Raw genomic sequence first — 24786 nt, 5'->3', positions numbered from 1 at the left:
TTAGACTATTCGTGATAATCAATTGGGTTAGTAAATTTATTTGCGTCATCAATCACAAAATCAAAAGGTGTTTATAACATGTTGAAAATCATGCCCGTTCTCTCTGTCGTTCTGTTTTTGTCTTTGACGTTTTCGGCACAAGCCAAGGATTTTACGCCCGCCGATCCGGTGGTTAAGCTGATGCCCGTTTTGATGGATAATTTGAATTTATTTGAGTTGACGCCCGAGCAGATGCAGCAAGTGCGCTCGATTTCGCGTAAAAGTTTTGCTGATTTAGAGTATTTAAATGCCGAGTATCATTTGGTTAAAACGGAGCTGCGCGATCTTTTGTTTGACCCAAAACCGCATCCAGCGGCTGAGCAAAAATTGATTGAGTCCTTGGCGAAAATGGAAGCTAAACGCTTGGTCTTGACGGTCGATTGTGCTGAAGGCTTAAAAGCGATTCTTAGCCCAGAACAGTTTGCCGAGCTAATTGAACTGGCTACCTTTTAGAAAATTTAGAAAAAATTTAGAAAAAATTTCGTAATCGCGTTGGGGGCTTTTGGGCGATAGTTGCTTTAAGCCTCTGGCGTCGCGACGAATAATGCCAACGCCATGCGGTAGTCCAACGCATGAAATTGCGCGTCATCCACTTCAATCAACAGCGGGCCATTAAATGGCGCTTGGTTTTTAATGACGATTTTTGCACCGATATGCATGCCAATAGACGCTAAATAGCGCAACTCCTGTGGCGAACGGTTTTTAATGCGCTGCAATGTGACCGCTTGGTTGATGGCGGTTTCCGCAAGTGGGTTTAGTGCTTGATTTGGGGTAATCACCCCATTGACGTTCGGGATTGGCGAGCCGTGCGGATCATGCGTGGGTTGCCCCAAATCGTTCCACATTCGTTCGACCAATTTATCCGATAAAAAATGTTCCAGAGTTTCCGCTTCCTCATCCACTTCATCCCATGAATAGCCTAAACGCTCCACCAGATAGGTTTCTAAAATACGGTGGTTTCGCACCATTTTCATGGCAATCATCCTGCCGGATTCCGTTAAGCTAACGCCGTAATAGGGTTCATATTTTAGGTAATCTTCGTCGGCCAATTTTTTGAGCATATTGGTGACTGATGCTTGCGAAATCGACAGCCGTTCGGCGACATCTTTGGTCTGTACGCCTTTTTCTTCGTTTGAATTGGGTTTTTCTAATTTGTAGATGGTTTTTAAATAATCTTCCCATGCACGAGAGGGCGCTTGTTGAGTGGTTTTTTTCTGGACGCTCATTGTCTAACCTGCCTGTTCGGTTTTGAGTTGTTGCGTGTAAAAATGCTTTTGACGTCGTTTATGCAGTTGCAGTGCGAATAGGCTGACCAGTAAAAGCAAGCCAGCGCTCACGGCAATGGATGCGGCAATCGAACTGTCTAATTGGAAGGCAACGGCGTAACCCAGCCAAACAGCCAATTGTGAATAAAGCACCGCTAAGAGAAGCATATTTTTGAGCGATTTAGCGAATAAATAGGCGCTTGCTGCCGGAATAATCAATAAAGCGACCACCAAAATCGCCCCAACGGCGTCAAATGAAGCCACCGTTGTCATCGAAACCAAGGTCATTAAAAAATAGTGCCAAAACGAGATGCTGATTCCCAGAGAAACCGCCAAACTCGGATGGAAAGTCACGGTTTTAAGGCGTTCAAAGGCGAATACAATGCTGCCGACCACTAAAATGAAGACAATTAGTATCAGCCAAAAAGCGCGCGGGCCAAGCTCCGTGCCCCCGTTTTGGATATCGCCCCAAACGAGAGTATCAAATGGGACAAAAGCGATTTCACCATAGAGAACGCACTCTTGGTCAAGGTCAATCTGTCCGGTATAGAGTGAAACCAAGATGACCCCAAGTGAGAAAAATAGGGTAAACACTATGCCGATACTGGCATCGCTCTGTAAGCGACTGATTTTATGCAAGCTTTCAGAGAGCCAAGTGGTGATTAAGCCGATAATCACGGCGCCGAGCAACATAATGCTAAGGCTGTTGCTGCCTGACAGAAGATAGGCTAAAACAATGCCGAGTAACACCGAATGCGAAATGGCGTCTCCCATCAACGCTTGCCGACGTAGGATTAAAAATACGCCCACTAAAGCACAGGACGCGGCCACCAGGCTGGCGGTGCCGATAATCCAGAGATCGAGTATCCAGTCGTCTATAGTAAACCCACTCATTGGCTTTTTTCCTGAAGATTTTGCGATGGTAGTTTGGGGATTGGTGAACCGTGCGGATCAAATTGTTCCATAAGTTCGGCGACAATTTGTTGTTCTTGTTCTTTATTTAAAATGTGCTCAATTCGTTCTGCTTGCTGATGAACCTGCTCAGAATTTAAATCGGCGTGTTGGCTTAAATAACTCTCCCACAGGCGATGACGGCGGGTCAATTTAATGGCTTTGAGCAAACCTTCTTCACTCAGTGAATAGCGTTGCTGGGCTTCTATCACCAATTTGCGTTTGTTTAAAATGGCTAGGCTTTGTTTAAGTTGAATGCTTTTTAGCGAGCGCAGTTCGGTAATTTCCGCCAAGGTAAATTGGTTGCGTTGGAAGTGTTCGCGCTCCAATAGTTTGTATAGGGTGCGTAAGATGTTTTCCAGAATAACGCGCTGTTTTAAGCGACGGTACTCCAAATAACGTTTCAATAATCCTTGTTTGGGCGCCACTAAAAAGCTGATGAAAAACAGCAGTGATAGACTGACGACAATCCAAGGGCCGGTAGGCATGGCAGGAGCAACATAAGAGATTTGTGCGCCAAGTATCGCGCTAATGGCACCGAACAGGGCGGCTAACATTAGCAGCGTGCTGAGTTGATGGCTCCAAAAGCGCGCCGCGGCTATTGGCGTGAGCAGTATTGCGGCCATAAGTACGACGCCGACCAGTTGCAAGCCAACAACGACCGATAGCACAATCATAATGGCGAGTAACATCTCGTAAAACTTGACGTTGATGCCTAAGGTTTTGGCATAAGACCGATTAAAGGTAATCAGACGCAGTTTCTGGAAAAACAGGAGTACGGTGAGTAAAACCAGCGTGGTCACGATAATCAATAGTTGAATGTCTTCAGAGGTGATTGCGGCGGCTTGACCAAACAGCAGTTTATCCAAACCGCTTTTGTCAGGTAGATCGGTGTTTTGGATGTATGAAAGTAGCATTAGGCCGAGTGCAAAAAAGAATGACAAGGTAATTGCCAAAGCGGCATCCGGTTTGATTTTGGTGTTTTTCGGGAGCCAGTCAATAATCCAAAAACCGATGAGACTGGATGCCAGCGCGCCGACAAAAATCACTTCGGCATCGCGGCTGCCGCTTAATAAAAATGCCATCATAACGCCCGGTAAGGCGGCATGTGCCAGCGCATCGCCGAGCAGCGAGCGTTTGCGTAAAAAAGCAAAGGCACCGATCACCGAAGCGCTCATTCCCAGTAACAAACTACCGAACAGTACCCAAGTGGCATTGATGTCTTCAAATGACCAAAAAACCTGGAGATGATGCCAAGCTTGCGAAATAAAATCGGTGGTTGGGTAAGCGTCAAAAGCATTCATTCTGTGCCATCCCTTAGTCGCTTTGGTGAGCGTTGTCGAGACGACTGCGATACATCTGCTCGGTTAAATCGTTAAGCAGTGATAAACGTCCGCCGTAAGTTTTATTTAGGTTCTCTTTGGTCAGTACTTCGGCGGTGGGTCCAGCGGCAATGAGACGCGCATTAATCAACAGTACATAATCAAAATATTCGCCTACGGTGTTTAAATCGTGATGCACGCACACCACTGTGTTGCCTTTGTTTTTGAGCTGTTTAAACAGCTCAATAATCGCTTTTTCCGTGGCGACATCAACGCCGGCAAAGGGTTCATCCATCAGATAAAGACTGGCTTGTTGCGCCAAAGCGCGAGCTAAAAACACCCGTTGCTGCTGGCCGCCGGAGAGTTGCGATATTTGACGGTCACGAAAGTCCCACATTTGTAAGTCTTTGAGTGCCTGTTCAGCAAGGTCGCGGTCTGATTGGGTTGGGCGTTGCCAAAATTTTAGTTGGCCGTGGCGTCCCATCAACACGACATCCATGACATCAATCGGAAAATCCCAGTCGATTTCCTCGCGTTGCGGTACATATGCGGTGGTTAAGCGTTTTTCGTTCAGTGGCCGTCCATAAAAATGCACGTCACCCTGAATCACCGGCGTGAGTCCCATAATGCCTTTGAGCAGAGAGGATTTACCGGCGCCGTTTGGGCCGACAATCGCCACCGTTTTGCCGGCAGGAATGGTAAAGCTGACATCGGTTAATACCGGTTTATGGTGGTAGCGAATCGACAGCTGTTCAACGCTGAGCGGAATCTGATTACTCATGCGCAGCTCCCATCAACCCTTTGGCAATGGTGCTGACATTGTGCTTCACCATGCCGATGTAATTATCTGCGCCAGAGCCTGCTGCGCCCATGGCATCCGAATAAAGTTCACCACCAATGACCAGATTTTGTCCTTCGGCTTGAACGCCTTTGACCAACGATTGGATAAATTTTGGCGAGACGCTGGACTCGACAAATACCGCGGAAATACCGCGCTTAACAATAATGTCTTTAAGTTGTTTGATGTCTTGCAAACCAAATTCGCCGGCGGTGCTGATGCCTTGCAAGCCCATCACTTCTAAATCATACGCTTTACCAAAGTAGCCAAAGGCGTCATGTGCAGTAATTAGGACGCGCTTGTTGGGCGTAATCTTAGCCATTTCTTGGCTCACCCAAAGATTTAATTGGGTGAGTTTTTGCTGATACAGTGCGGCGTTTTGACGGTAAAAATCAGCATTGTCGGGGTCTTTTTGTACCAGTGTTTCGGCGACTTTATCGGCAGCTAATTGCCATAAACGCACATCGAACCAAACGTGTGGGTCGTGCAATTGGTCGAGGGCAATCAGTTGGCTTTCTGGAATGTTTGCGGTGACGGCGACAATCGTTTGCTTGTGTGCCATTTTGTCGAAAATTGACTGCATTTTGCCTTCGAGGTGAAGGCCGTTATAAAAAATAATGTCTGCTTGGCTAAGTTTACGAATATCACCTTGTGTAGCTTTATACAAGTGCGGGTCGACGCCAACGCCCATCAGTGCTTGCACTTGGGCTCTGTCTTGCGCGATGTTGTGAACCAGATCGGCAATCATGCCGGTGGTGGTGGTTACCTTAAGTTGCGCTTGTGCCAAACTGCTAAAACTGAGCAGGACTAAGCTGGCAATTGATAACAACAGGGATGTGGATTTTGGGTGTGAATTTTGCATTAAATCGCTTCCAAAGAGGGGGAAAGTCAATCGGGACTTATTCTGTGTCTCCTTAGGTTTTTAACAGCCGACTGTCGTGTTGAATGGCATAAACTTATTATTCAATAAAATAAATTTTAGACAAGGCTAAAAATCGCAGACCGTCTAAATATACCAGCGAAAATTTTACAGTTCAAGATTTGTTTGGGTAATTGAAAAAAATAATTAACTGCCCAGAATTTTTATTATCTTAAAGGCTAATAAAAAAATTAGTTTAGTCTAAAAAGTTGTCAAGGGCTTAAGAGAGGTGCTTGGAAAATTTAATATGGGTTTGCGGTAAGGTAGTGAGTGTCAGGTTGAGTTTAATCGTTATTTTATCAGTGCCTGCGAGTGATTTACGGCCGTTGGCGGCAGATCGTCCTTATGTAACAGAAAGTCTGCAAAATCGAACTGCGTTCAAAAATCAATTTGTGGAGCAATGATGACGGGGACAGTGCTATGACATTACTGCCATACCTTAAACTACCAAGTGGTGATTTCAGCAATGGCGAAGTAGAAGGCGGACTGATCCTAACCTATGCAACCGATTTAAGTGGTTTTGGTGTCGGAGTACAAGTACAGCTGGATTATCTCTATGACGGTGTTGCTGATGAGATGATGGGCTGGGAGTCATACTGCGGTTTTGGGCTATGACAAGGATGTTGATACCGGTGGTTATGTTGAATATATCGGTGCATGGGACTTGAACGATGACTATATTCCCTATGGAAGTTTCGGTTTCACCCATAAGATATCAGCAAATACTCAGTGGGATATCGGCTCCGAAGTTGCGCTAGACAATCCGGGTCAGGATTTTGAAATTTTCTTTGGTTTGATTCAGCGCGATTAAGCGATTGGCGTCATTAAGCTGGACTCGCGGTGCCTTAGCTTTGTTCTATGGCAGTCTTTGCGCTGAACTACTATAATCGGACGATTATTTTTGATTGAATGCAAAATCGTTGATGGAAAACTCTAGACCAATCGGGGTGTTTGATTCGGGTATTGGCGGCTTGCCGATTGCCAAACAACTGCGCGAATTAATGCCCAATGAAGACCTTATTTATGTTGCCGATACTGGATTTGCGCCCTATGGTGAAAAGTCCGAGGCGGAAATTCTCGCGCGTTCAATTGCGGTGGTGGAGTTTCTGCTCTCACAAAACGTCAAGGCGATTGTGGTGGCGTGCAATACCGCGACGATGGTAAGTATTCAAACCTTGCGTGCGCGCTATGCGCTGCCATTTATCGGGGTTGAGCCTGGGGTGAAACCGGCTGCGATTCATACTCAAAGCGGCGTTATCGGCGTTTTGGCGACCGAAAAAACATTGAGCAGCCGAGCGTTTGACGCCCTCGCCAATCGAGTTGCTGGGAATGTTCAGATGGCGATTCAACCCAGTCCGAAATTAGTCCACTTGGTGGAGAATTTACAGCTAGATTATGCGCAAGCGGCTGAGACGGTGGCGCACTATGTGCAGCCGTTGTTGGAAAAAGGAGCGGATACGATTATTTTGGGATGTACGCATTTTGCTCATCTTGCGCCGGTGATTCGACAAGTTGCTGGAGAGGGCGTTACTGTAATCAGTACCGAGTTAGCAGTGGCAAAAGAGACGCAGCGCCGCTTGGCAACGGCTGAGTTGCTTAACCCTAGAGTACAAATGGGGTGTGAACGCTTTTATACCAGCGCTGAAATCGCTAAGGTTACTGAGCAGATGAACCGCTTGTGGGGTTGCGCTGTTGCGCTGGAAGCGTTTTGATGGGCACGGCTCAAACGGCTAAGTTGGTCGCTTTGCCATTACAAAACAGCGCGCAAGATGCGATGGGTTTGTCGGCGCTTTATCATACCTTGGCTGCTCAAATGCACGATCAATGGCGTGGGCGTTTGGCCCCAACGCCATCTGGGTATTTGCATCGCGGGAATGTCATGAATTTTTTGCTGAATTGGCTGTTGTTGCGCTCACTTAACGGCGAGGTTGGCTTGCGGATTGATGATATGGATTTGACGCGCAGCCGACCAGAATACATCGAAGCGATTTTTAAAACACTGGACTGGTTGGGTTTAGATTGGGACTTCGGTCCGCAAACCGTTGCCGAGCAACGACAGGTCAGCTTTTCCTTTGTACAGCCTGATTTAAGAAAATTGACCGAGCAATTGTTAACCGAGAATAAAGCCTATGCCTGCAACTGCAGTCGTAAAGAGCTGCAAGCGCATAATATCTACCCAGGCTTTTGTCGCAATCTGCAACGTGAATGGCGAGCGGGTGAAACCGCGATTCGCTTTGCCGCCGACAAACAGAGTAATGCAGAGTTTGCCGACGATTGGGTGATTTGGCGTCGCGATGATCTGGCCGGTTATCATCTCGGTTCAGTCTTTCAGGATCAGCAAGATCAGGTGAATTTGATTATTCGCGGTGCGGATTTAATCGACTCCAGTCGTTTTCAAACGGTCTTAGCGAAGAGTTTGCAATTTAGCGATTTCAGCCAAGCGCAAATTTGGCATCATCCACTTATCGAACATCCACAAGGCGGCAAACTTTCCAAATCCGCCGGTGCGCAAAGTACGCCTATCTACAGCAGCGGATTGTCGGTTGCAGAAATTATCCAGCAGTGTGTCCGTTGGCTCGGTTTGTCAGAGCGCCATGCGCTAAGGATTCAAACAGCCTCTGAATTATTGGATGTTTTTCAAAATCAATTAGATAAGTCGTGAAGTCACAGTGTTGCAAATAAGAGATTATCATTCGGAAGATGCCGTCGAGATTGCCGACTTATATCACGCTTCCGTGCATGCAATCGACGACAAGGTTTACTCGAGACAACAACAAGAGGCTTGGGCGCCGACACCTCCTGATTATCATTTCTGGCAGCAGCGATTACAACGAAATCAGCCATTTGTTGCTTGGCAAGATAATCGTATTGTTGGTTTTATTGAATTGGAAGACGATGGACATATTGACTGCGCCTATACCCATCCAGAGTTTCAACGACAAGGAGTGATGAGTGCTTTGTATCAATATCTGCAACAGCAAGCTCAGGAAAGGAATATTTTGAAACTTCATGTCGAAGCTTCAAAAGTCGCCCGTCCGTTTTTCGAAAAACAGGGTTTCGAATACCGACAGACCAACCAAGTAATGCGTAATGCTGAGGTGCTAATTAATTATTCGCTTGATAAAAAACTAATCATTAGTTGAATCGCTATTATCCGCCTTAGACACAATAATTGTGCCGCTGTGATATGCAAGCTTTTGAATAGCTAATATCAATACTAGGAACTCGAACCTTTTCACTAGCAGTGTCACGATTTAATTTAACACTGCTTTTGAACTGGTGTTTTTTGAGACCTTGATTTTCCTAGTTCGAAATTTCGTTGCGAAGGATGGCTGTACCATCGCTTAAGGCGTTGAGCTTGCCTCTGGCAATATGGCGAGGCAGTGGCGCCATACCGCAGTTGGTGCAAGGATATAGCTTGTCGGCATCGACAAACTGCAAGGCTTTGCGCAAGGTATTGGCGACCTCTTCGGGGGTTTCGATAGCATGGGTGGCAACATCAATCGCGCCGACCATCACTTTCTTACCGCGAATCAGTTCCATCAATTCCATTGGCACCTTCGAGTTTTGATACTCCAGCGAGATAATGTCGATATTCGATTTTTGCAATGTAGGGAAGGTCTCTTCATATTGTCGCCATTCAGAGCCTAAGGTTTTTTTCCAATCGGTATTGGCTTTAATGCCATAGCCATAACAGATATGCACAGCCGTTTCGCATTTTAGCCCTTCAACGGCTCTTTCCAGTGCGGCAATTCCCCAGTCATTGACCTGGTCAAAAAACACATTAAAAGCCGGCTCATCAAATTGGATAATATCGACACCGGATGCTTCAAGTTCTTTGGCTTCTTGATTCAAAATGCCGGCAAATTCCCAAGCGAGTTTTTCACGACTTTTATAATGCGCATCATACAGCGTATCAATCATGGTCATTGGTCCCGGCAGACACCATTTAATCGGTTGCTTGGTTTGCTGACGCAAAAACTTGGCGTCTTCGACAAAAACCGACTTTTGGCGACTGACATCACCGACCACTGACGGCACACTGGCCTCATAACGATTGCGGATTTTGACGGTCTTGCGTTTTGCAAAATCGACTCCATCGAGGTGTTCGATAAAAGTGGTGACAAAATGCTGGCGGGTCTGCTCACCGTCACTGACAATATCAATGCCGGCATGAATCTGTTCTTGCAGCGTGATACGCAGAGCATCTTGTTTGGCTTCCGCCAGTTGCTCGCCTTGCAATTTCCAAGGTGACCAAAGTGTCTCAGGTTTTGCCAACCAAGAAGGTTTCGGCAAGCTGCCGACGGTGGAAGTAGGGAGTAGTTTATGCATTTTCATTTTCTCTATAAATAATGTTGGCATTTTTTAAGCGTAATTCGCCGCCCATTGCTCTAGTAGTGTTTGGAAGGGTTTAATAAATTTTTCTTCAGCGAACTTACCTTGTTCAATCGCTAGGCGGCTTCGCTCTTCACGGTCATAGACGATGCGCGTTAAAGAATGATCTTGGTGCTGCAAACTAGGCTGATAACACTCGCCTGCCGCAGCATTGGCGTTATAAATTTCCGGGCGGTAAATCTTTTGGAAGGTTTCCATAACGCTGATGGTACTGATCAACTCGAGATTGCTGTAATCGCTTAGTAGGTCAGCAAAGAAATAAAACGCCAAAGGGGCGACGCTATTGGGCGGCATAAAATAGCGAACTGCTAAGCCCATCTTTTTGAAATAGTGCTCGGTCAAAGACGATTCATTTGGCAGGTATTCAACGCCCAATACCGGATGTTGATTTTCCGTGCGATGATAGGTTTTGTTATCCGACACGCTGAGGCAAATCACCGGAGGCTTTTTAAAATGCTGCTGATAGGCATTGGAATGGATAAAAGCTTGAAACATCTTGCCGTGCAGATCACCAAAATCGTCAGGCACGCTAAACTGCGCTTTATCTCGGTTATGTTCTAACAAGCGCACGCTGAAATCGTAGTCGCGTACATAGGATGAAAAATTATTGCCGACAAGGCCTTCAATTCGTTGCTCGGTTTTGTGATCAACAATGGTGGTTTGTAAAATTTCAATGGTCGGGAAGGTTTTGCCTGAGCCATCAACATCAATGTCTACATGAACGATGTCCAGTTCAACCGAGTAACGATCCAGTTTCGGGTTGTCCCAAGAAGCCAAGGCATTAAACCGGTTGTTAATCATCTTGATGGCATTGCGTAAATTTTCTTGGCGGCGCTCGCCACGCGCGAGATTGGCAAAGTTAGTAGTAATCCGCGTATTGTCCGCAGGGGTATAGTGCTCATCGAAAACAATTCGTTTAATGCTGTATGTAAAGTCAGTATTCATGGCGATGTAACATCCTATTTGTGTCTTGCTTGCTGTCTGGCTGAGAATGTTACGGGACTCTTTTACGGAATAAAAATGACTTAATTTCAACTGAACTTGAATTAATTTCAGGTTATTGTCTGCATGGTGTTCTTTATAATTCGCTACAGAATTTAAACGTAATGGAACCTCTGATTGAATCAAATTGAAATTCTGCGAGACTTCAAGCTCGCTTATTTTAGGCGTGGCACGCCGGCCTTAGTTGTTCTAAGGTCAAGGATTACAACGACAAAGAAGTGGGCTTCCCACCTGCTCAAAAGGTTTTAAAAAACCAGGGGGCATGGAAGCCTCGCCCATAGGGGCTTAGCCAAACCTGCCATCTCTGCGTTATGAAGTTTTGCAAGGTCTAGACATTCCTGCAACTTCACGCCTTGACCTGACAAATTTGGCATTGCCAGAAATTAATCTGATTCAATCAGAGGTTCCTTAGGAATCTATTTTGCCTGAACACTTTGTAATTGAATTATCAGTTTATTTAGTTACCGGCGCCTTTGTCGGTATTGCGGCGGGCTTGCTCGGTATTGGCGGTGGTTTGATCATTGTGCCGGTGTTAGTGACGGCTTTAACTTACTTTATCGACTCAAGCCAAACCGTGCATATCGCAATCGCCACTTCTCTGGCCACCATTTTTATTACATCGCTTTCGTCTGCCTATGCGCACCACAAGCATGGCGCTGTTCGTTGGAATCTGTTTCGAATGCTGGCTTTCGGTGTGCTTGCAGGGGCTTTTATCGGTGGCTGGTTATCGCAGTATTTTGCTTCTGGCACACTGTCAAAAATCTTTGGAATCTTGGAGCTGTTAATTGCCCTAAATATGCTGTTGGCGCTAAAGCCTAATCCAAGTCGGGAACTTCCCGGTTTTGTTGGTAATACGGCAGCGGGAACTGTCATCGGTAATCTCTCGTCAATGGTCGGGATTGGTGGCGGAACCCTGACTACGCCATATTTGGTCTGGAATAATGTTTCCATGCACCAAGCGATTGCCACTTCTGCAGCGGTGAGTTTGCCTGTGGCTTTGGCAGGAACCATCGGCTATATTTTGGCGGGTTTGCAGGCCACCGATTTGCCGGATTACACCACGGGATATATTTATTGGCCGGCATTTTTCGGCATTATTATGGCGAGTATTTTTACGGCACCTGTTGGTGCAAAACTTGTACATAAACTTCCAGTTAAGCTGTTAAAGCGTGCTTTCGGTGTGTTTTTGATACTACTCGCAGCGAAAATGCTGTTTTTTACCAATTAAGGGCTGTTGAGGATTAATGCTAGATATTAAACATTTAAAAGCGGTTACCGCCTTGAATAAGGCAGGCAGCTTAGTGAAGGCAGCCGAATCGTTGCATATGACGCAGTCAGCCTTGTCGCATCAAATAAAACAGTTGGAGCATCAGCTTGGAGCGGAACTCTTTAAGCGGAAAACCCATCCATTACAATTTACCGCCGTGGGGCAGTTGCTATTGCAGAGCGCACAAACTGTACTACCGCAAATGCAGCTATTAGAACGACAGTTGGTTTCCCTTAGCCAAGGCGAGACAGGGCGTTTATGGATTGGCATTGATTGCCACACCTGCTTTGAATGGCTCTTGCCATTATTGCGCCCTTATCAAGAAAAATGGCCGAGTGTCGATTTAGATATTGTGCCAAGTTTTAATCAACAGCCTTTGCAAAAACTGCAGGCGCAAGAGGTGGATTTTGTCATTACTTCCGACCCAGAAAAAATGGTAGAGATCGACTATACCGCGCTGTTCAGTTATGAACTGGTAGCGGTACTAACACCGAATAGTGAGTTATTGGAAAACGTCTTTTTAAGTCCGCAAGACTTTGCTTCGCAGACCTTGATTACTTATCCGGTCTCGCAACAAAAGTTAGATGTCTTTAAGCAGTTTTTGCAGCCTGCAGGGGTTCAACCGCAAGCGCTGAGTTATTCGGAAATGACGATTATGATGCTGCAACGGGTTGAAGCGGGGCGCGGTATTTGTGTGTTACCGAAATGGTTATTACAGAACCAAGTGGATTTTCAGCATTTACCTTATCGCTCATTAGGTGAGCAAGGACTTTGGTCAAAACTTTATGCAGCGACGCCACGTGCCATAACGCATCAACCATATATTAAAGACTTGATTCAGTTAATCGCCAATGAAATGAAACTGTAGAGTTGTTATTCCTGTTTGCCAACCGTGCTGTAGATTTTCTTGAGATGGGTTTCAATCGGATAGCAGTGTAAAAAGTCGAGAAACGCTAGGCTGACCAGTGACAGGTTTTTCTTGTCGTGGTAAGCGCAGTACCAATGTTTGTTGATAGGGAAGTCATCGACATTCAAACGGACGATATGGCCGCTGTATTCTTCCAAGCGGAAAGCGTCTGCCGGCAGAACAGCGATGCCGAGACCGGCGATGACCGATTGCTTAATCAACTCGTAGCTGTTCAGTTCTAAATAAGGGGTTATTTTAAGACCTTCTTCAGCAAGCACTTGATTGACTGCTTGGCGGATGCTGGTTTCTTCCGCTGGAAGAATCAGGTTTTGTTTGGTCAGGCTTTTCAAACTCAGTTTGGCGTGACTGCTAAGGCGGTCGGTTGGAGCGGCGACTACTTCCAGGGTCTGGTCGGTAAAGGCCTCAAAGTTCGCATCGATATCGGCAAAAACTCGGCCGGTAATGAGCAGTTGATGCTGTTGGTTTTGCAGGCTGTTGATGATTTCACTTTTATTGAGAATCGACAGTTTGGGCGTGACTTTCGGGTGCTGTTTGAGAAATTTCGCCAAGATGAACGGCAGAAAATATTTACTGGCCGAGACGCCGGCGATGCTCAATTCACCTTCCAAACCGCCGGTTTGGCTGGCTTTTAAACGGGTCGAAAAATCATCAAAGTTGTCTAATAAGGTTTGGAACTGTTGATAAGTGGTTTCGCCAACTTTGGTGAGATACACCTTACGTCCGACGACTTCGACCAGTGGATTTCCGATGGAATCCGCTAATTTTTTTAACTGACTGGATACCGCTGGTTGCGAGATATTTAACTCTTTGGCGGCTTTTGTAAAGCTTTTATGGCGCGCCACCGCTTCAAAAAGACGGATTTGGTTGAAGGTGATATTAAGCATCTTTTGTCGAGTCTTAGATTATTTTTCTAGCCGACATTCTACTGGTTCAGCAGAGACTGTAAAATTTAAATCAGGTAAAACCGTGATTGCGCTAAAGGTTAGTCGGATTATGTAGTTTTCAACTCTAATGATTCGATAAAACGGGCGGAGATGTCAGGGTTCGGGTTGGCGCTGCTCTCTATTCATAGGGTTCACGTTGAATTGGAAAATTCGAGTTTTGCGGTGCTCGATCTGAAGAGGGCGCCAATTCAGACGAATTGGCATTTGGTGCAGTATAAAGGTGAGCAATTGTCCGCGGTCACGAACATCTTTCGTCATTTTTATCTTGGAAAAACAGCGTAAAATTTTTAAAACTTAAAGACTCGTTTCTTACTGGCAAGTCGTTGCGCTTTCTGTTTTTTTACTTTTTGCCCTTTTTCCAGTAGCACCATCACTTCAAGATGTGTGGTATGTGGGAACATATCCATTGCGCCGGCTTTCGTTAGTTGATAACCCTGTTTTTGCAGTAGCTTGATGTCACGGATAAGTGTCGCGGCATTGCAAGAAACATAGACAATTTTCTGGGCATCCAGTTGGCCGAGATGCTGACACAGTTCGGCTGCGCCGAGGCGTCCCGGATCAAGCAAAATACGGTCATATTTTTGTTCCCGATACCAGTTTAAATGTTCTAATCCCTTAAAGAGATCGGCTTTTTCAAATTGGCAATTTGTCAGTTGATTGCTGGTTGCGTTTTGTTGTGCAGCGGCGACCAGTTCTGGTAAGCCTTCTACGCCCAAGGCTTGTTTTGCGATTTGCGCCATCGGCAGGGTGAAATTACCAACCCCACAAAAGAAATCGATGACGTTGTGTTGCGGATTCAATTCTAGCCAATCAATTGCTTGTTGAATCATCTGCTGATTGATTTCGGCGTTGACTTGAATAAAACCGTCTTGCGGAAATTGCAGCTTGAGTTCGGTTTCACGTTGAATCCGATAAACCGGCTGCTCGTCTGGTTCGGTCAACCCAAAAATGCCGTTATCGACATCGACAAGAGTAAATTCATGAGTTTTACGCGACGCTTTTGCTAAAAGTCCTGGTCGGGCTTGCGCGATAGCGACATTCAGCTTGTCGGTTAGCACGGGGCAGTGGTCAATATCGACCAAACGGCTGTCTTGCGCGCGACGAAATCCGAAACGAGCTTGCTTGTCTTTTTTATCAATTTCTAATGCTAAGCGTGCACGACGACGATAGCCGATGGTGGACGCCGTTAATGTCTCGACAAACTCGCACGTTTCTGTATTAACTTGTTGTTTTAATTCGGTAAAGAAGTTATCTGCTTTAAAGCGGTGTTGTGCCTCGACAGCAAGGTGTTGCAGTTGGCAACCGCCGCAAATGTCATATTTGTTGCAAAACGGTTGTACCCGTTGGGCCGAAGGTTGTTCAATCGTTAGCAAGTCCGCTTCCATAAAGTTACGTTCTTCATGGCGTACTTTTAAGGTAACGGTATCACCCGGTAGTGCGGCTTGGACAAAACAGGTTTTACCGTTGATATGGGTAATGCCGCGTCCATCATGCGACAGGCCGGTAATTTCGTAATGCGTATTCATTTAATCGATTCCTAAGAATTTATGCGTTTGTAGGCTTAAATTCCATTGCGGATGTTTTAAGCAGTAATCCAAAGCCATCTGAGTGTGTTGTTGATTCAGATTGGTGTTGGTGTCGGCCATCGGTTGCAGATAGAAATAAGCAAATTCCAAGTGTTCTACTTGGTGTGGCATCAGCATTGGCTGTGGATAAACCAGTTTTAATTCGTCGCCTTTGGTTAAAAGGATGTCGGTGTTGGCTTTTGGACTCATGCAAATCCAGTCAATTCCGTCTGGTGCAACTTTGGTGCCATTGGTTTCCAACGCGATTTCAAAGTGTACGGCGTGTAACGCTTCGATAAGTGCGCTATCGACTTGCAGTAGAGGTTCGCCTCCCGTAAGGATAACAAAAGGGTGGACATCTTTGCTTGGCCAGAACTGTAGCAGGTGCGTTACCAACGCCTTGGGTGTTTTAAACCGTCCGCCGTTCTGCCCGTCGGTGCCGATAAAGTCGGTATCGCAAAATTGACATACTGCTTTTGCGCGGTCTTCTTCCCGTCCAGTCCATAGGTTGCAATTGCTGAAACGGCAGAAAATCGCCGGACGTCCGGCGTGGAAACCTTCGCCTTGCAGGGAAAAGAAAACTTCTTTGATTGAGTAACTCATTGAATTTTGCCTAAGATTTTTTGCCGCATTTTACCTTTTTCTAATTGATTTGACGGGATTTTGTTGTCAGGCCAAGCGCCGAGCGGCTATAATTTTCAGCTATTTTTTTAAAATCTACTTTTAGATAACAGGTTGCGAGCGATGGCTGGAAAAACGTTATATGACAAATTGTGGGACGACCATGTGGTGCGTCAGGAAGAAGATGGTACGGCTTTAATTTATATCGACCGTCAATTACTGCATGAAGTCACTTCTCCACAGGCGTTTGAAGGGCTGCGCATTGCTGGGCGCAAACCATGGCGAATTGAAGCTAACTTAGCGACCTGTGATCACAATGTTCCAACCACCGAGTTGAAAGGGGGCGCGGAGACTATTGAAGATCCGGTGTCGCGTATTCAAGTGGTGACCCTTGGGATGAATACCAAAGAGTTTGGTATTACTGAATTTGGAATGGGCGACCCTCGACAGGGGATTGTGCACGTCGTTGGGCCGGAAGAGGGTAAGACCCTGCCGGGTACAACCTTGGTGTGTGGTGATTCACACACTGCAACGCACGGTGCTCTTGGGGCTTTGGCACATGGTATCGGTACTTCTGAAGTTGAACACGTACTGGCAACGCAGTGTTTGATTCAAAAGAAAATGAAAAATATGTTGATCAAAGTTGATGGTCAATTAAAGCCGGGTGTCACGCCAAAAGATGTCATTCTGGCGATTATCGGTAAAATCGGGACAGCTGGAGGCACGGGCTATGCGATTGAGTTCGGCGGCCAAGTATTCCGTGATATGTCGATTGAAGGTCGTATGACCGTTTGCAATATGGCAATCGAAGGCGGAGCGCGTGTCGGTCTGGTTGCGGTTGATGAGAAAACGGTTGAGTATGTAAAAGGTCGTCCATTTTCACCCACCGGTGCAAATTGGGATATGGCGGTAGAAGCTTGGAAAGATTTGCACTCTGATGATGATGCGGTATTCGACAAGGTCATTGAAATGAACGGTGCAGACATTCAGCCGCAGGTCTCTTGGGGAACCTCTCCAGAGATGGTGCTTGGCGTGGATGGTGTGATTCCTGATCCGGACAAAGAAACCGATCCCGTCAAAGCGACATCGATTCGTAACGCGCTGAACTATATGGGGCTGACGGCCGGTACGGCAATCAAAGACATTCCTGCGGAGTATGTGTTTATCGGTTCTTGTACTAACTCGCGTATTGAAGATTTGCGTGCGGCTGCAGAAGTGCTAAAAGGTCGCAAAATTTCCGATAAGGTAGAGCTCGCGATTGCGGTACCAGGTTCTGGACTGGTTAAGCAGCAAGCGGAAGCGGAAGGGTTGGACAAAATCTTTATCGAAGCTGGTTTTGAATGGCGTAACCCAGGTTGTTCAATGTGCTTGGCTATGAACTCAGATCGTTTACCGAGCGGTAAACATTGTGCTTCAACCTCAAACCGTAACTTTGAAGGACGTCAAGGTGCTGGCGGACGTACTCACTTGGTAAGTCCTGAAATGGCAGCGGCAGCGGCAGTGAACGGTCATTTTGTTGATGTTCGCGACTACCTTTAATTTGAGTGCAACGAGGAAAAAGTAATGGAAAAGTTTGTCAAAATGACGGCGATTGTTGCGCCAATGGATCGTGCTAACGTCGATACCGATGCAATCATCCCGAAACAGTTTCTTAAATCAATTAAGCGCTCAGGCTTTGGCCCGAACTTGTTCGATGAATGGCGTTATGAAGATGTTGGTGAACCGGATTCGGATAATTCACAGCGTCCACTGCGTAAAGACTTTGTGTTAAACCTGCCGCGTTACCAAGGGGCGAAAATTCTGTTGGCGCGTGAAAACTTCGGTTGTGGTTCATCGCGCGAACATGCACCATGGGCATTAAAAGATTTTGGTTTTGATGTGATTATCGCGCCAAGTTTTGCGGACATCTTCTTTAATAACTCATTTAAAAACGGTATTTTGCCGATTATGCTGGATGAGCAAGTTGTCGATGCACTGTTTAATGAGACGTTTGCCAACGAAGGTTATCAGTTAGAGATTAATTTGGCTGAACAGAAAATCGTTAAGCCCGATGGCGTAGAGATTGCCTTCGAGGTGGATAGCTTCCGTAAACACTGTCTGTTGAATGGTTTGGATGATATTGGCTTAACATTGGAATATGCCGAAGAGATCAAAGTTTACGAGCAAAATCGTATGCAAACCAAGCCTTGGTTGTACTAAATTTAAAAAGAATAATTTAAACGTTTAAGAGAAATAACAATGACTAAAAATGTATTGATTCTTCCAGGTGACGGTATCGGTCCTGAAATTACTGCAGAAGCGGTAAAAGTGCTTAAAAAATTAATGGTGACCGACGGCTTAGACATCGCGATGGAAGAAGATTTGGTCGGTGGTGCTGCTTATGACGTGCACGGCGTGCCATTGACCGATGCGACGATGGATAAGGCCCATAAAGCCGATGCGGTACTGTTGGGTGCGGTCGGCGGTTATAAGTGGGAGTCGTTGGATATTTCTGTCCGTCCAGAGAAAGGGTTGTTGCGCCTGCGTAAAGAGATGCAGTTGTTTGCTAATTTACGTCCTGCGGTTCTTTTCCCACAACTGGCGTCTGCATCAACCCTGAAACCTGAAGTCGTTGCCGGCTTGGATATTCTTATCGTTCGTGAGCTTACCGGCGGTATCTACTTTGGTCAGCCGCGCGGCGTGCGTATTTTAGAAAATGGCGAGCGTCAAGGCTATAACACCTATGTTTACTCGGAATCTGAAGTCAAGCGTATTGCGCACGTTGCTTTCCAAGCGGCGATGAAGCGTAACAAAAAATTGACTTCGGTGGATAAGGCGAATGTTTTGGAAGTGACCGAAATGTGGCGTGAAATTATTGATGAAGTGGCGCCGGAATATCCAGAAGTTGAAGTTAAGCATATGTATGTTGATAATGCGGCGATGCAGTTGGTTTTGAATCCGAAGCAGTTCGATGTCATGGTCACCGGGAATATGTTTGGTGATATTTTATCGGATGAAGCCTCTATGTTGACGGGGTCAATTGGTATGTTGGCATCGGCGTCTTTGGATGCGAATAACAAAGGAATGTATGAGCCATCGCATGGTTCTGCGCCGGATATCGCTGGTCAGAATAAAGCCAATCCATTGGCGACCATTCTTTCTGCCGCAATGATGTTGCGTTACTCCTTAGGGCGTGAAGACTTGGCGGTAAAAATTGAAACGGCCATTTCTAAGGTTTTGGATCAAGGTTTACGCACAGGCGATATTATGGAAGAGGGTATGCAAAAAGTGACCTGTTCAGAAATGGGTGACGCTGTTGTTGCAGCCCTTTAAGCGCGAGCTTTAACCGATGCGAAACCGTTTTACAATCACCATCAGTGATGTGCATGGTGCTCGTCACTATAGCTTTTCACAGCTTGCCAAACGCTTTGTCGGCTGGTTGATGATTGTAATGGCCTTAGCGTGGGTAATCGGCGGCTTAACGGTTTGGTGGTTTTCGCATAAGGTGGATCAGGTTGAAGAGCAGCATAAGTTTGCCGTCAAAGCCTATTCGGATCGTTTAGCGAAAACCCAGCAAGATTACGATCAGATGTTGGCTGAGAAGACCGAGCTCGAAGAGACGCTTAACCAACGAAGTGAGCATCTCGATACGCTTGACCAGACGTTGCAGAATATCGAGGAGTTAATGCTCTCTAAAGATGATCTGCAAAGCATGGAAAACGTGCCGTTTGAGCAGCGGCTGCAAAATTTGCAGATGAACTCTTTGGAGCGCAGCTTGATGCTGACCGCCATTCCGAATGGCCCAGCGGTTCGGAATTTTAAAGGGCTGACCAGTTTTTATGGTGAGCGTAAAAATCCGGTAACGGGTGTTCGTCGCATGCACAGTGGGATTGATTATCGCGCTGAGCGCGGTGAAGATGTCATTGCGACCGCTGACGGTATTGTTTCGTTTTCGGCATTTAGCCAAGAGACTGGGTATGGAAACTTAGTCGCGATAACCCATGCCGATGGATTTAAAACGCGTTATGGGCATCTGGATAAGCGTGTCGTTAAGGTGGGTGACTACGTTTATAAGGGTGATAAAATCGGCGAAGTCGGAAATACGGGGCGTTCTTCTGGGGCGCATCTGCATTACGAAGTATTGTTTTTATCGCATCGCCTCGATCCAAAACCGTTCCATGAGTGGACGCAAAAGAATTACAAGGCGATTTTCAAAGAGGTGAAATTGGTACCATGGGGTTCTTTAGTTCAAGCAGTAAGCTTTCAGGCAAAGAAGGTGGAAAAACAATTATTGCCACAGGGTGCCACATCCAAGGTGAATTTAACCGGCTCGAAGGTGAGTTACACAACGACGGATTAATTGAAGGGGTGATTGACACCAAATTTGATTTATCGGTTGGTGCCAGTGGGGTGGTTAAAGGTCTGGTTAAGGCGCGTTCGGTGGTGATCAGTGGCTTGATTGAAGGGCACGTGGCGTGCGATAAGCTGGAAATTTTACCGGAAGGTCGTCTGGTTGGTGATCTGATTTGCAGCGAGTTTGTGGTTGAGCCGGGCGGTAAATTTATTGGTCAGCGGCATCAATTGGCAGAAGGCGGGCGTGTTCTCTCGATGAATGATGTGATGGATTCAAAAGAGCATGAACGGTTGTTGGATTTTGCCGGTTTGCACGAGGAACCGCTGGATAAGCAAGATTACTTGGTGGTTGAACACCGAGCGAAAGAATAACTATTCACAGTCACGGTCAGCCCTTTCTTAGAAGGTCGGGTAACCGTTAATTGGGCGTCGTAGTGGTGGTTGCTGCTACGGCGCTCTGTATTGTTAAAAAGGATTAAACATGACAAAGCTTTATGATGTCGCTGTTGTTGGTGCAACCGGTGCAGTCGGTGAAACTATTCTAAAAGTGCTAGAAGAACGTAATTTTCCGGTTGGCAAGTTGTTTCCGTTGGCGTCAAGCCGTTCTGCGGGTAAGCGCATTGAATTTAACGGTAAGTGGGTAGAAGTCCAGGACTTAGAAACATTCGATTTCAGTCAAGCGCAAATCGGTCTTTTCTCACCGGGTGCAAGTGTGTCCGCAATCTACGCTCCTAAAGCGGCCGCAGCAGGTTGTGTGGTTGTCGATAATACCTCGCAATTCCGTTACGACGACGATATTCCGCTGGTTGTGCCAGAGGTGAATCCAGAGGCGATTGCCGGTTACAAAAATCGCGGGATTATTGCTAACCCAAACTGTTCGACCATTCAGATGTTGGTTGCTTTAAAGCCAATTTATGATGCTGTAGGCATTAAGCGTATCAACGTGGCGACTTATCAGGCGGTTTCTGGTACTGGAAAAGAAGCGATTGAAGAGTTGGCGAAACAGACGGCCAGTCTGTTGAATATGAAACCAGTCGAATGCAATGTGTATCCAAAACAGATTGCGTTTAACTGTATTCCGCAAATCGATGTATTTATGGAGAATGGCTACACCAAAGAAGAGATGAAGATGGTGTGGGAAACAAAGAAAATCATGGGCGATGACGCGATTTTGGTTAACCCAACCGCGGTCCGTGTTCCGGTGTTTTTTGGTCACTCCGAAGCGGTGCATATTGAAACGGATCGAAAAATCACGGCCGCAGAGGCGCGCGCTTTATTTGAAAAATCCGAGGGTATCGTGGTGATTGATGAACAGGTTGACGGAGGTTATCCGACAGCGGTATCCGATGCAGCCGATACCAATCCGGTTTATGTTGGCCGTATTCGTGAGGACATTTCTTGTGAAAACGGTTTGAACCTTTGGGTGGTTGCGGATAACGTGCGCAAAGGCGCGGCGACGAACACGGTGCAAATTGCCGAAGTATTGATTAAAGATTATCTCTAATCGATGCGCATTGTTCTCGGGGTTGAATACCAAGGGGGGCGTTATTGCGGCTATCAGCGGCAAAAGCATTGCCCCTCGGTGCAAGCGCATCTTGAACAAGCGTTAAGTTCGATTGCTAATCAGCCTATTGAATTGTATTGTGCTGGGCGTACCGATACGGGTGTGCACGCAATTGGACAGGTGGTGCATTTTGATAGTACAGCGGTACGTCCGCAGCGCGCTTGGATTCAGGGCGTTAATACTCAACTGCCTGAAGACATTCGTGTTGTTTGGATGCAAGAGATGTTAGGTGGTCCAGAGGGCTTTCATGCCCGTTTTTCCGCGGTTGCGCGTCAATACCGTTATGTCATTTATAACCGGCAAGTGCATTCTGCTGTTCTGGCTGGGCGAGTAACCCATGAAGCTTATCGGTTGGATGCGCCTGCGATGCATCTTGCGGCGCAAGCCTTGTTGGGTGAGCAGGATTTCTCTTCGTTTCGTGCAGCAGCTTGTCAAGCCAGTCATGCGCGTCGTAATGTGCAGTCGGTGCAAGTCTCACGCAGCGGTGATTTTGTGTTGATTGACATTCAAGCGAATGCTTTCTTGCATCATATGGTGCGTAATATTGTTGGCGCTTTGATTGAGGTTGGCAAAGTCCATCAAGGCACCGCTTGGATTGCCGAGTTATTGGCGTTGCGGGACCGTACTAAAGCGGCACCGACCGCGCCGGCAGAAGGGCTCTATTTTGTGAATGCAATCTATCCGGATGTTTGGCAAATCCCACAAGCGCAACTTGATGCCGTTTTGTGGCATTTTTAATTCGCTACTGAGTTCATCGAGGGGTGGCGAATTATCCGTTGTAGTTCGCTCTCTTGCCGTCTTCTGTGGCGCATAATTGTTTAATCGAATTGAATCCTAAGGGAATTGTCATGCGAACTCGTGTTAAAATCTGCGGCCTGACTAGAGTGGAAGATGCGCTAGTGGCGATTGAGGCTGGCGCTGATGCGATTGGCTTGGTGTTTTACGAGCCCAGTCCACGTTATGTGGATATTGTTACCGCGCGTGCGATTGCTGAAAAAGCGCCGGCATTTGTTACAGTGACGGCTTTGTTTGTCAATCCAGATGTGGCGTTTGTCGAACAAGTTTTAAGCGCGATGCGGATTGATTTGTTGCAATTTCATGGTGATGAAAGTGCTGCGTTTTGTCGCCAATTTGGGCGGAATTATATAAAAGCGGTGCCGATGAAAGCGGATACCGATGTTCAACAAATTGCGAGCGAGTTTTACGATTGTAGCGGCTTGTTGCTCGATACCTATAAACCGGGCGTTCCGGGTGGTACGGGTGAAGCCTTTAATTGGCAATTGGTCCCGCAAACCTGCGCTAAACCAATTATCTTGGCCGGCGGTTTAACCCCTCAGAACGCAGCGGCCGCGATTGTTCAAACAGCGCCTTGGGCGCTCGATGTCAGTGGCGGTGTAGAAGCGTCGAAAGGGATTAAATCCGCCGATAAAATTTCGCAATTTATGCAAGAAGTAATGAGTACAGTTCGATGACAACCGAAAGTTCGAGAATAGATTTTTCCCAGTTTCCTGATAAGCAGGGGCATTTTGGTCCATATGGTGGTATTTTTGCGCCGGAAACATTAATGGCCGCTTTAGAACAGCTAAATAATGAGTATGAAAGTGTCAAAAACGATGCCGATTTCTTGAGTGAAATTGCCAATGATTTGCGAGATTATGTTGGGCGTCCCACGCCACTTTATTATGCGCAACGCTGGTCAGAGCATTTGGGTGGTGCCAAGATTTATTTAAAGCGCGAAGATTTGAATCATACCGGCGCGCACAAGGTAAACAATACGATTGGACAGGCCTTATTGGCAAAGCGCCTTGGTAAAACGCGTATTATCGCCGAAACTGGCGCTGGACAACATGGCGTGGCGTCGGCGACCGTTGCTGCACGTCTGGGGTTGGAGTGCGTGGTTTATATGGGCGCTGATGATGTCGTGCGTCAATCGCCAAACGTTGCGCGGATGCGAATGTTAGGTGCCAAAGTGGTTGCGGTCGAATCCGGTTCTCGTACCTTAAAAGATGCGCTAAACGAAGCAATGCGCGATTGGGTTACGAATGTGGATAACACCTTCTATATCATTGGTACGGTTGCAGGCCCACATCCTTATCCAGCGATGGTACGCGACTTCCAGGCGGTGATTGGTGAAGAGGCACGTGAACAGTGCTTGGCGAAAGAAGGACGACTGCCGGATGCATTGATTGCTTGTGTTGGTGGTGGCTCTAATGCGATTGGGTTATTCCATAAGTTTTTAGCCGATGAATCGGTCAAAATTTACGGGGTTGAACCGGCTGGGCACGGTCTGGAAAGTGGGCAGCACGCCGCCCCTTTATGTAAAGGCACGCCAGGTGTGTTGCATGGCAACCGTACCTATTTGATGCAGGATGAAAATGGTCAGATTTTAGGAACCCATTCGATTTCGGCAGGGCTCGATTACCCAGGTGTAGGCCCTGAACATTCTTGGTTAAAAGACATTGGTCGCGTAAATTATGTGGCGATTGACGATGAAGAAGCGTTGCAAGGTTTCCGCGATTTAACCCGTTTTGAGGGGATTATCCCCGCATTGGAGTCGTCGCATGCCTTGGCTTATGCAACGAAGTTAGCGCCGACCATGCGTAAAGATCAGATTATTATCATCAATCTGTCTGGTCGTGGTGACAAAGACATGAATACTATTTGTCAAATCGAAGGAATCGAATTTTAAGCGACTGTGATTCGCAAATACAGCCTAGGGTTTTTGGGTAAAAAGTTTATTTGTATTAGCAAATGTTGCTTTCTTGACCGACTCCTTAGTTTGTCTTTGCAAGCCTCGTGACGCTTAAAATAGGCTTTCTGGTTGTTAAGGCGCG

General features: G+C 46.5%; 27 protein-coding genes and 1 pseudogene. 18 read left to right on the top strand and 10 right to left on the bottom strand.

Annotated features, from left to right (window positions below; genetic code table 11):
* Positions 1 to 78: 78 nt before the first annotated feature.
* Positions 79 to 492, top strand: coding sequence for a Spy/CpxP family protein refolding chaperone (locus HRR27_RS09035; protein WP_173272982.1), 414 nt, complete (start codon positions 79 to 81; stop codon positions 490 to 492).
* A 65-nt stretch (positions 493 to 557) separates the two neighbouring features.
* Here HRR27_RS09035 and HRR27_RS09030 read toward each other — a convergent pair whose 3' ends face one another.
* Genes HRR27_RS09030 through HRR27_RS09010 form a run of 5 tightly spaced genes read right to left on the bottom strand, consistent with a single transcriptional unit; the run spans position 558 to position 5277 of the window.
* Positions 558 to 1265, bottom strand: coding sequence for a metal-dependent transcriptional regulator (locus HRR27_RS09030; protein ID WP_173272980.1), 708 nt, complete (start codon positions 1263 to 1265; stop codon positions 558 to 560).
* 3 nt (positions 1266 to 1268) lie between these two features.
* Positions 1269 to 2198 (bottom strand): metal ABC transporter permease, encoded by a 930-nt coding sequence (locus HRR27_RS09025; RefSeq protein WP_173272978.1) that lies wholly within the window; start codon positions 2196 to 2198, stop codon positions 1269 to 1271.
* Complete coding sequence (locus HRR27_RS09020; protein WP_173272976.1) at positions 2195 to 3559, bottom strand: metal ABC transporter permease; 1365 nt, start codon at positions 3557 to 3559, stop codon at positions 2195 to 2197. The genes HRR27_RS09025 and HRR27_RS09020 overlap by 4 nt, the downstream gene beginning before the upstream one ends.
* A gap of 13 nt (positions 3560 to 3572) precedes the next feature.
* Entirely contained in the window at positions 3573 to 4358 is a 786-nt protein-coding gene (locus HRR27_RS09015; protein ID WP_173272974.1) for a metal ABC transporter ATP-binding protein, read from the bottom strand.
* Complete coding sequence (locus HRR27_RS09010) at positions 4351 to 5277, bottom strand: metal ABC transporter solute-binding protein, Zn/Mn family (RefSeq protein WP_173272972.1); 927 nt, start codon at positions 5275 to 5277, stop codon at positions 4351 to 4353. The genes HRR27_RS09015 and HRR27_RS09010 overlap by 8 nt, the downstream gene beginning before the upstream one ends.
* A gap of 477 nt (positions 5278 to 5754) precedes the next feature.
* On the opposite strand from HRR27_RS09010, the gene HRR27_RS09005 reads away from it, so the two are divergent.
* The 5 genes from HRR27_RS09005 (at position 5755) to HRR27_RS08985 (ending at position 8477) form a co-directional block, all read left to right on the top strand.
* On the top strand, positions 5755 to 5949 hold the full coding sequence (locus tag HRR27_RS09005; RefSeq protein WP_173272970.1) for a hypothetical protein: 195 nt from the start codon (positions 5755 to 5757) through the stop codon (positions 5947 to 5949).
* Positions 5939 to 6145 carry a hypothetical protein gene (locus HRR27_RS09000; RefSeq protein WP_173272968.1) on the top strand — a complete coding sequence of 69 codons (207 nt, stop codon included), beginning with the start codon at positions 5939 to 5941 and terminating at the stop codon, positions 6143 to 6145. Before HRR27_RS09005 ends, HRR27_RS09000 begins: the two co-directional genes overlap by 11 nt.
* A gap of 112 nt (positions 6146 to 6257) precedes the next feature.
* On the top strand, positions 6258 to 7046 hold the full coding sequence (gene murI, locus HRR27_RS08995; protein ID WP_173272966.1) for a glutamate racemase: 789 nt from the start codon (positions 6258 to 6260) through the stop codon (positions 7044 to 7046).
* Complete coding sequence (locus tag HRR27_RS08990; protein ID WP_173272964.1) at positions 7046 to 7996, top strand: glutamate--tRNA ligase family protein; 951 nt, start codon at positions 7046 to 7048, stop codon at positions 7994 to 7996. The genes murI and HRR27_RS08990 overlap by 1 nt, the downstream gene beginning before the upstream one ends.
* 7 nt (positions 7997 to 8003) lie before the next feature.
* Entirely contained in the window at positions 8004 to 8477 is a 474-nt protein-coding gene (locus tag HRR27_RS08985) for a GNAT family N-acetyltransferase (protein ID WP_197905399.1), read from the top strand.
* 160 nt (positions 8478 to 8637) lie between these two features.
* On the opposite strand, the gene HRR27_RS08980 is transcribed toward HRR27_RS08985, so the two are convergent.
* Positions 8638 to 9666: a methionine synthase gene (locus HRR27_RS08980; RefSeq protein ID WP_173272962.1), complete on the bottom strand. Its 1029-nt coding sequence runs from the start codon at positions 9664 to 9666 to the stop codon at positions 8638 to 8640.
* A gap of 33 nt (positions 9667 to 9699) precedes the next feature.
* On the bottom strand, positions 9700 to 10674 hold the full coding sequence (locus HRR27_RS08975) for a DUF1852 domain-containing protein (protein ID WP_173272960.1): 975 nt from the start codon (positions 10672 to 10674) through the stop codon (positions 9700 to 9702).
* 478 nt (positions 10675 to 11152) lie between these two features.
* Between HRR27_RS08975 and HRR27_RS08970 the strand changes: the two genes are divergently transcribed.
* Both HRR27_RS08970 and HRR27_RS08965 read left to right on the top strand, forming a co-directional pair.
* Positions 11153 to 11959, top strand: a complete 807-nt coding sequence (locus HRR27_RS08970; RefSeq protein WP_197905398.1) for a sulfite exporter TauE/SafE family protein — start codon at positions 11153 to 11155, stop codon at positions 11957 to 11959.
* Positions 11960 to 11975: 16 nt separating this feature from the next.
* The gene (locus HRR27_RS08965; RefSeq protein ID WP_173272958.1) at positions 11976 to 12866 is read left to right on the top strand and encodes a LysR family transcriptional regulator; all 891 of its coding nucleotides are present in this window, start codon (positions 11976 to 11978) and stop codon (positions 12864 to 12866) included.
* Positions 12867 to 12871: 5 nt separating this feature from the next.
* On the opposite strand, the gene HRR27_RS08960 is transcribed toward HRR27_RS08965, so the two are convergent.
* The gene (locus HRR27_RS08960; protein ID WP_173272957.1) at positions 12872 to 13810 is read right to left on the bottom strand and encodes a LysR family transcriptional regulator; all 939 of its coding nucleotides are present in this window, start codon (positions 13808 to 13810) and stop codon (positions 12872 to 12874) included.
* A gap of 126 nt (positions 13811 to 13936) precedes the next feature.
* On the opposite strand from HRR27_RS08960, the pseudogene HRR27_RS12965 reads away from it, so the two are divergent.
* Positions 13937 to 14152, top strand: a pseudogene (locus HRR27_RS12965) (hypothetical protein); the annotation flags it as partial.
* Positions 14153 to 14157: 5 nt separating this feature from the next.
* On the opposite strand, the gene rlmD reads toward HRR27_RS12965, so the two are convergent.
* Entirely contained in the window at positions 14158 to 15396 is a 1239-nt protein-coding gene (gene rlmD / locus HRR27_RS08955) for a 23S rRNA (uracil(1939)-C(5))-methyltransferase RlmD (RefSeq protein WP_173272955.1), read from the bottom strand.
* Entirely contained in the window at positions 15397 to 16038 is a 642-nt protein-coding gene (gene queE / locus HRR27_RS08950) for a 7-carboxy-7-deazaguanine synthase (protein WP_173272953.1), read from the bottom strand.
* 141 nt (positions 16039 to 16179) lie between these two features.
* Between queE and leuC the strand changes: the two genes are divergently transcribed.
* From leuC to trpB, 9 genes are all read left to right on the top strand, one after another.
* The gene (gene leuC / locus HRR27_RS08945) at positions 16180 to 17595 is read left to right on the top strand and encodes a 3-isopropylmalate dehydratase large subunit (protein ID WP_173272951.1); all 1416 of its coding nucleotides are present in this window, start codon (positions 16180 to 16182) and stop codon (positions 17593 to 17595) included.
* A gap of 24 nt (positions 17596 to 17619) precedes the next feature.
* The gene (leuD, locus tag HRR27_RS08940; RefSeq protein WP_173272949.1) at positions 17620 to 18255 is read left to right on the top strand and encodes a 3-isopropylmalate dehydratase small subunit; all 636 of its coding nucleotides are present in this window, start codon (positions 17620 to 17622) and stop codon (positions 18253 to 18255) included.
* 39 nt (positions 18256 to 18294) lie between these two features.
* Positions 18295 to 19368: a 3-isopropylmalate dehydrogenase gene (gene leuB / locus HRR27_RS08935; RefSeq protein WP_173272947.1), complete on the top strand. Its 1074-nt coding sequence runs from the start codon at positions 18295 to 18297 to the stop codon at positions 19366 to 19368.
* Positions 19369 to 19384: 16 nt separating this feature from the next.
* The gene (locus HRR27_RS08930; protein ID WP_173272945.1) at positions 19385 to 20395 is read left to right on the top strand and encodes a M23 family metallopeptidase; all 1011 of its coding nucleotides are present in this window, start codon (positions 19385 to 19387) and stop codon (positions 20393 to 20395) included.
* Positions 20323 to 20760: a bactofilin family protein gene (locus tag HRR27_RS08925; protein WP_243830901.1), complete on the top strand. Its 438-nt coding sequence runs from the start codon at positions 20323 to 20325 to the stop codon at positions 20758 to 20760. Before HRR27_RS08930 ends, HRR27_RS08925 begins: the two co-directional genes overlap by 73 nt.
* A 109-nt stretch (positions 20761 to 20869) precedes the next feature.
* A complete protein-coding gene (locus HRR27_RS08920) occupies positions 20870 to 21892 on the top strand; it encodes an aspartate-semialdehyde dehydrogenase (protein WP_173272943.1) in 1023 nt (340 codons plus the stop codon).
* 3 nt (positions 21893 to 21895) lie between these two features.
* On the top strand, positions 21896 to 22690 hold the full coding sequence (gene truA, locus HRR27_RS08915; protein ID WP_173272941.1) for a tRNA pseudouridine(38-40) synthase TruA: 795 nt from the start codon (positions 21896 to 21898) through the stop codon (positions 22688 to 22690).
* 110 nt (positions 22691 to 22800) lie between these two features.
* Positions 22801 to 23424 carry a phosphoribosylanthranilate isomerase gene (locus HRR27_RS08910; RefSeq protein WP_173272939.1) on the top strand — a complete coding sequence of 208 codons (624 nt, stop codon included), beginning with the start codon at positions 22801 to 22803 and terminating at the stop codon, positions 23422 to 23424.
* On the top strand, positions 23421 to 24641 hold the full coding sequence (gene trpB, locus HRR27_RS08905; RefSeq protein WP_173272937.1) for a tryptophan synthase subunit beta: 1221 nt from the start codon (positions 23421 to 23423) through the stop codon (positions 24639 to 24641). The genes HRR27_RS08910 and trpB overlap by 4 nt, the downstream gene beginning before the upstream one ends.
* Positions 24642 to 24786: the final 145 nt, after the last annotated feature.

It is taken from the genome of Thiosulfatimonas sediminis (assembly GCF_011398355.1).
Classification (GTDB): Bacteria; Pseudomonadota; Gammaproteobacteria; order Thiomicrospirales; family Thiomicrospiraceae; genus Thiomicrorhabdus; species Thiomicrorhabdus sediminis_A.
This window is presented reverse-complemented; position numbering and strand designations above follow the sequence as displayed.

What these genes read in the sequence shown, in the direction of transcription:
- HRR27_RS08980 (WP_173272962.1), bottom strand. Translation starts at nt 9,666, where the DNA reads ATGCATAAACTACTCCCTACTTCCACCGTCGGCAGCTTGCCGAAACCT.
- HRR27_RS08910 (WP_173272939.1), top strand. Translation starts at nt 22,801, where the DNA reads ATGCGAACTCGTGTTAAAATCTGCGGCCTGACTAGAGTGGAAGATGCG.
- leuC (WP_173272951.1), top strand. Translation starts at nt 16,180, where the DNA reads ATGGCTGGAAAAACGTTATATGACAAATTGTGGGACGACCATGTGGTG.
- HRR27_RS09015 (WP_173272974.1), bottom strand. Translation starts at nt 4,358, where the DNA reads ATGAGTAATCAGATTCCGCTCAGCGTTGAACAGCTGTCGATTCGCTAC.
- murI (WP_173272966.1), top strand. Translation starts at nt 6,258, where the DNA reads ATGGAAAACTCTAGACCAATCGGGGTGTTTGATTCGGGTATTGGCGGC.
- HRR27_RS09035 (WP_173272982.1), top strand. Translation starts at nt 79, where the DNA reads ATGTTGAAAATCATGCCCGTTCTCTCTGTCGTTCTGTTTTTGTCTTTG.
- HRR27_RS09025 (WP_173272978.1), bottom strand. Translation starts at nt 2,198, where the DNA reads ATGAGTGGGTTTACTATAGACGACTGGATACTCGATCTCTGGATTATC.
- HRR27_RS08930 (WP_173272945.1), top strand. Translation starts at nt 19,385, where the DNA reads ATGCGAAACCGTTTTACAATCACCATCAGTGATGTGCATGGTGCTCGT.
- HRR27_RS09030 (WP_173272980.1), bottom strand. Translation starts at nt 1,265, where the DNA reads ATGAGCGTCCAGAAAAAAACCACTCAACAAGCGCCCTCTCGTGCATGG.
- rlmD (WP_173272955.1), bottom strand. Translation starts at nt 15,396, where the DNA reads ATGAATACGCATTACGAAATTACCGGCCTGTCGCATGATGGACGCGGC.
- HRR27_RS08990 (WP_173272964.1), top strand. Translation starts at nt 7,046, where the DNA reads ATGGGCACGGCTCAAACGGCTAAGTTGGTCGCTTTGCCATTACAAAAC.
- HRR27_RS09005 (WP_173272970.1), top strand. Translation starts at nt 5,755, where the DNA reads ATGACATTACTGCCATACCTTAAACTACCAAGTGGTGATTTCAGCAAT.
- HRR27_RS08920 (WP_173272943.1), top strand. Translation starts at nt 20,870, where the DNA reads ATGACAAAGCTTTATGATGTCGCTGTTGTTGGTGCAACCGGTGCAGTC.
- truA (WP_173272941.1), top strand. Translation starts at nt 21,896, where the DNA reads ATGCGCATTGTTCTCGGGGTTGAATACCAAGGGGGGCGTTATTGCGGC.
- queE (WP_173272953.1), bottom strand. Translation starts at nt 16,038, where the DNA reads ATGAGTTACTCAATCAAAGAAGTTTTCTTTTCCCTGCAAGGCGAAGGT.
- leuD (WP_173272949.1), top strand. Translation starts at nt 17,620, where the DNA reads ATGGAAAAGTTTGTCAAAATGACGGCGATTGTTGCGCCAATGGATCGT.
- HRR27_RS08965 (WP_173272958.1), top strand. Translation starts at nt 11,976, where the DNA reads ATGCTAGATATTAAACATTTAAAAGCGGTTACCGCCTTGAATAAGGCA.
- HRR27_RS09020 (WP_173272976.1), bottom strand. Translation starts at nt 3,559, where the DNA reads ATGAATGCTTTTGACGCTTACCCAACCACCGATTTTATTTCGCAAGCT.
- leuB (WP_173272947.1), top strand. Translation starts at nt 18,295, where the DNA reads ATGACTAAAAATGTATTGATTCTTCCAGGTGACGGTATCGGTCCTGAA.
- HRR27_RS09010 (WP_173272972.1), bottom strand. Translation starts at nt 5,277, where the DNA reads ATGCAAAATTCACACCCAAAATCCACATCCCTGTTGTTATCAATTGCC.
- trpB (WP_173272937.1), top strand. Translation starts at nt 23,421, where the DNA reads ATGACAACCGAAAGTTCGAGAATAGATTTTTCCCAGTTTCCTGATAAG.
- HRR27_RS08960 (WP_173272957.1), bottom strand. Translation starts at nt 13,810, where the DNA reads ATGCTTAATATCACCTTCAACCAAATCCGTCTTTTTGAAGCGGTGGCG.
- HRR27_RS08975 (WP_173272960.1), bottom strand. Translation starts at nt 10,674, where the DNA reads ATGAATACTGACTTTACATACAGCATTAAACGAATTGTTTTCGATGAG.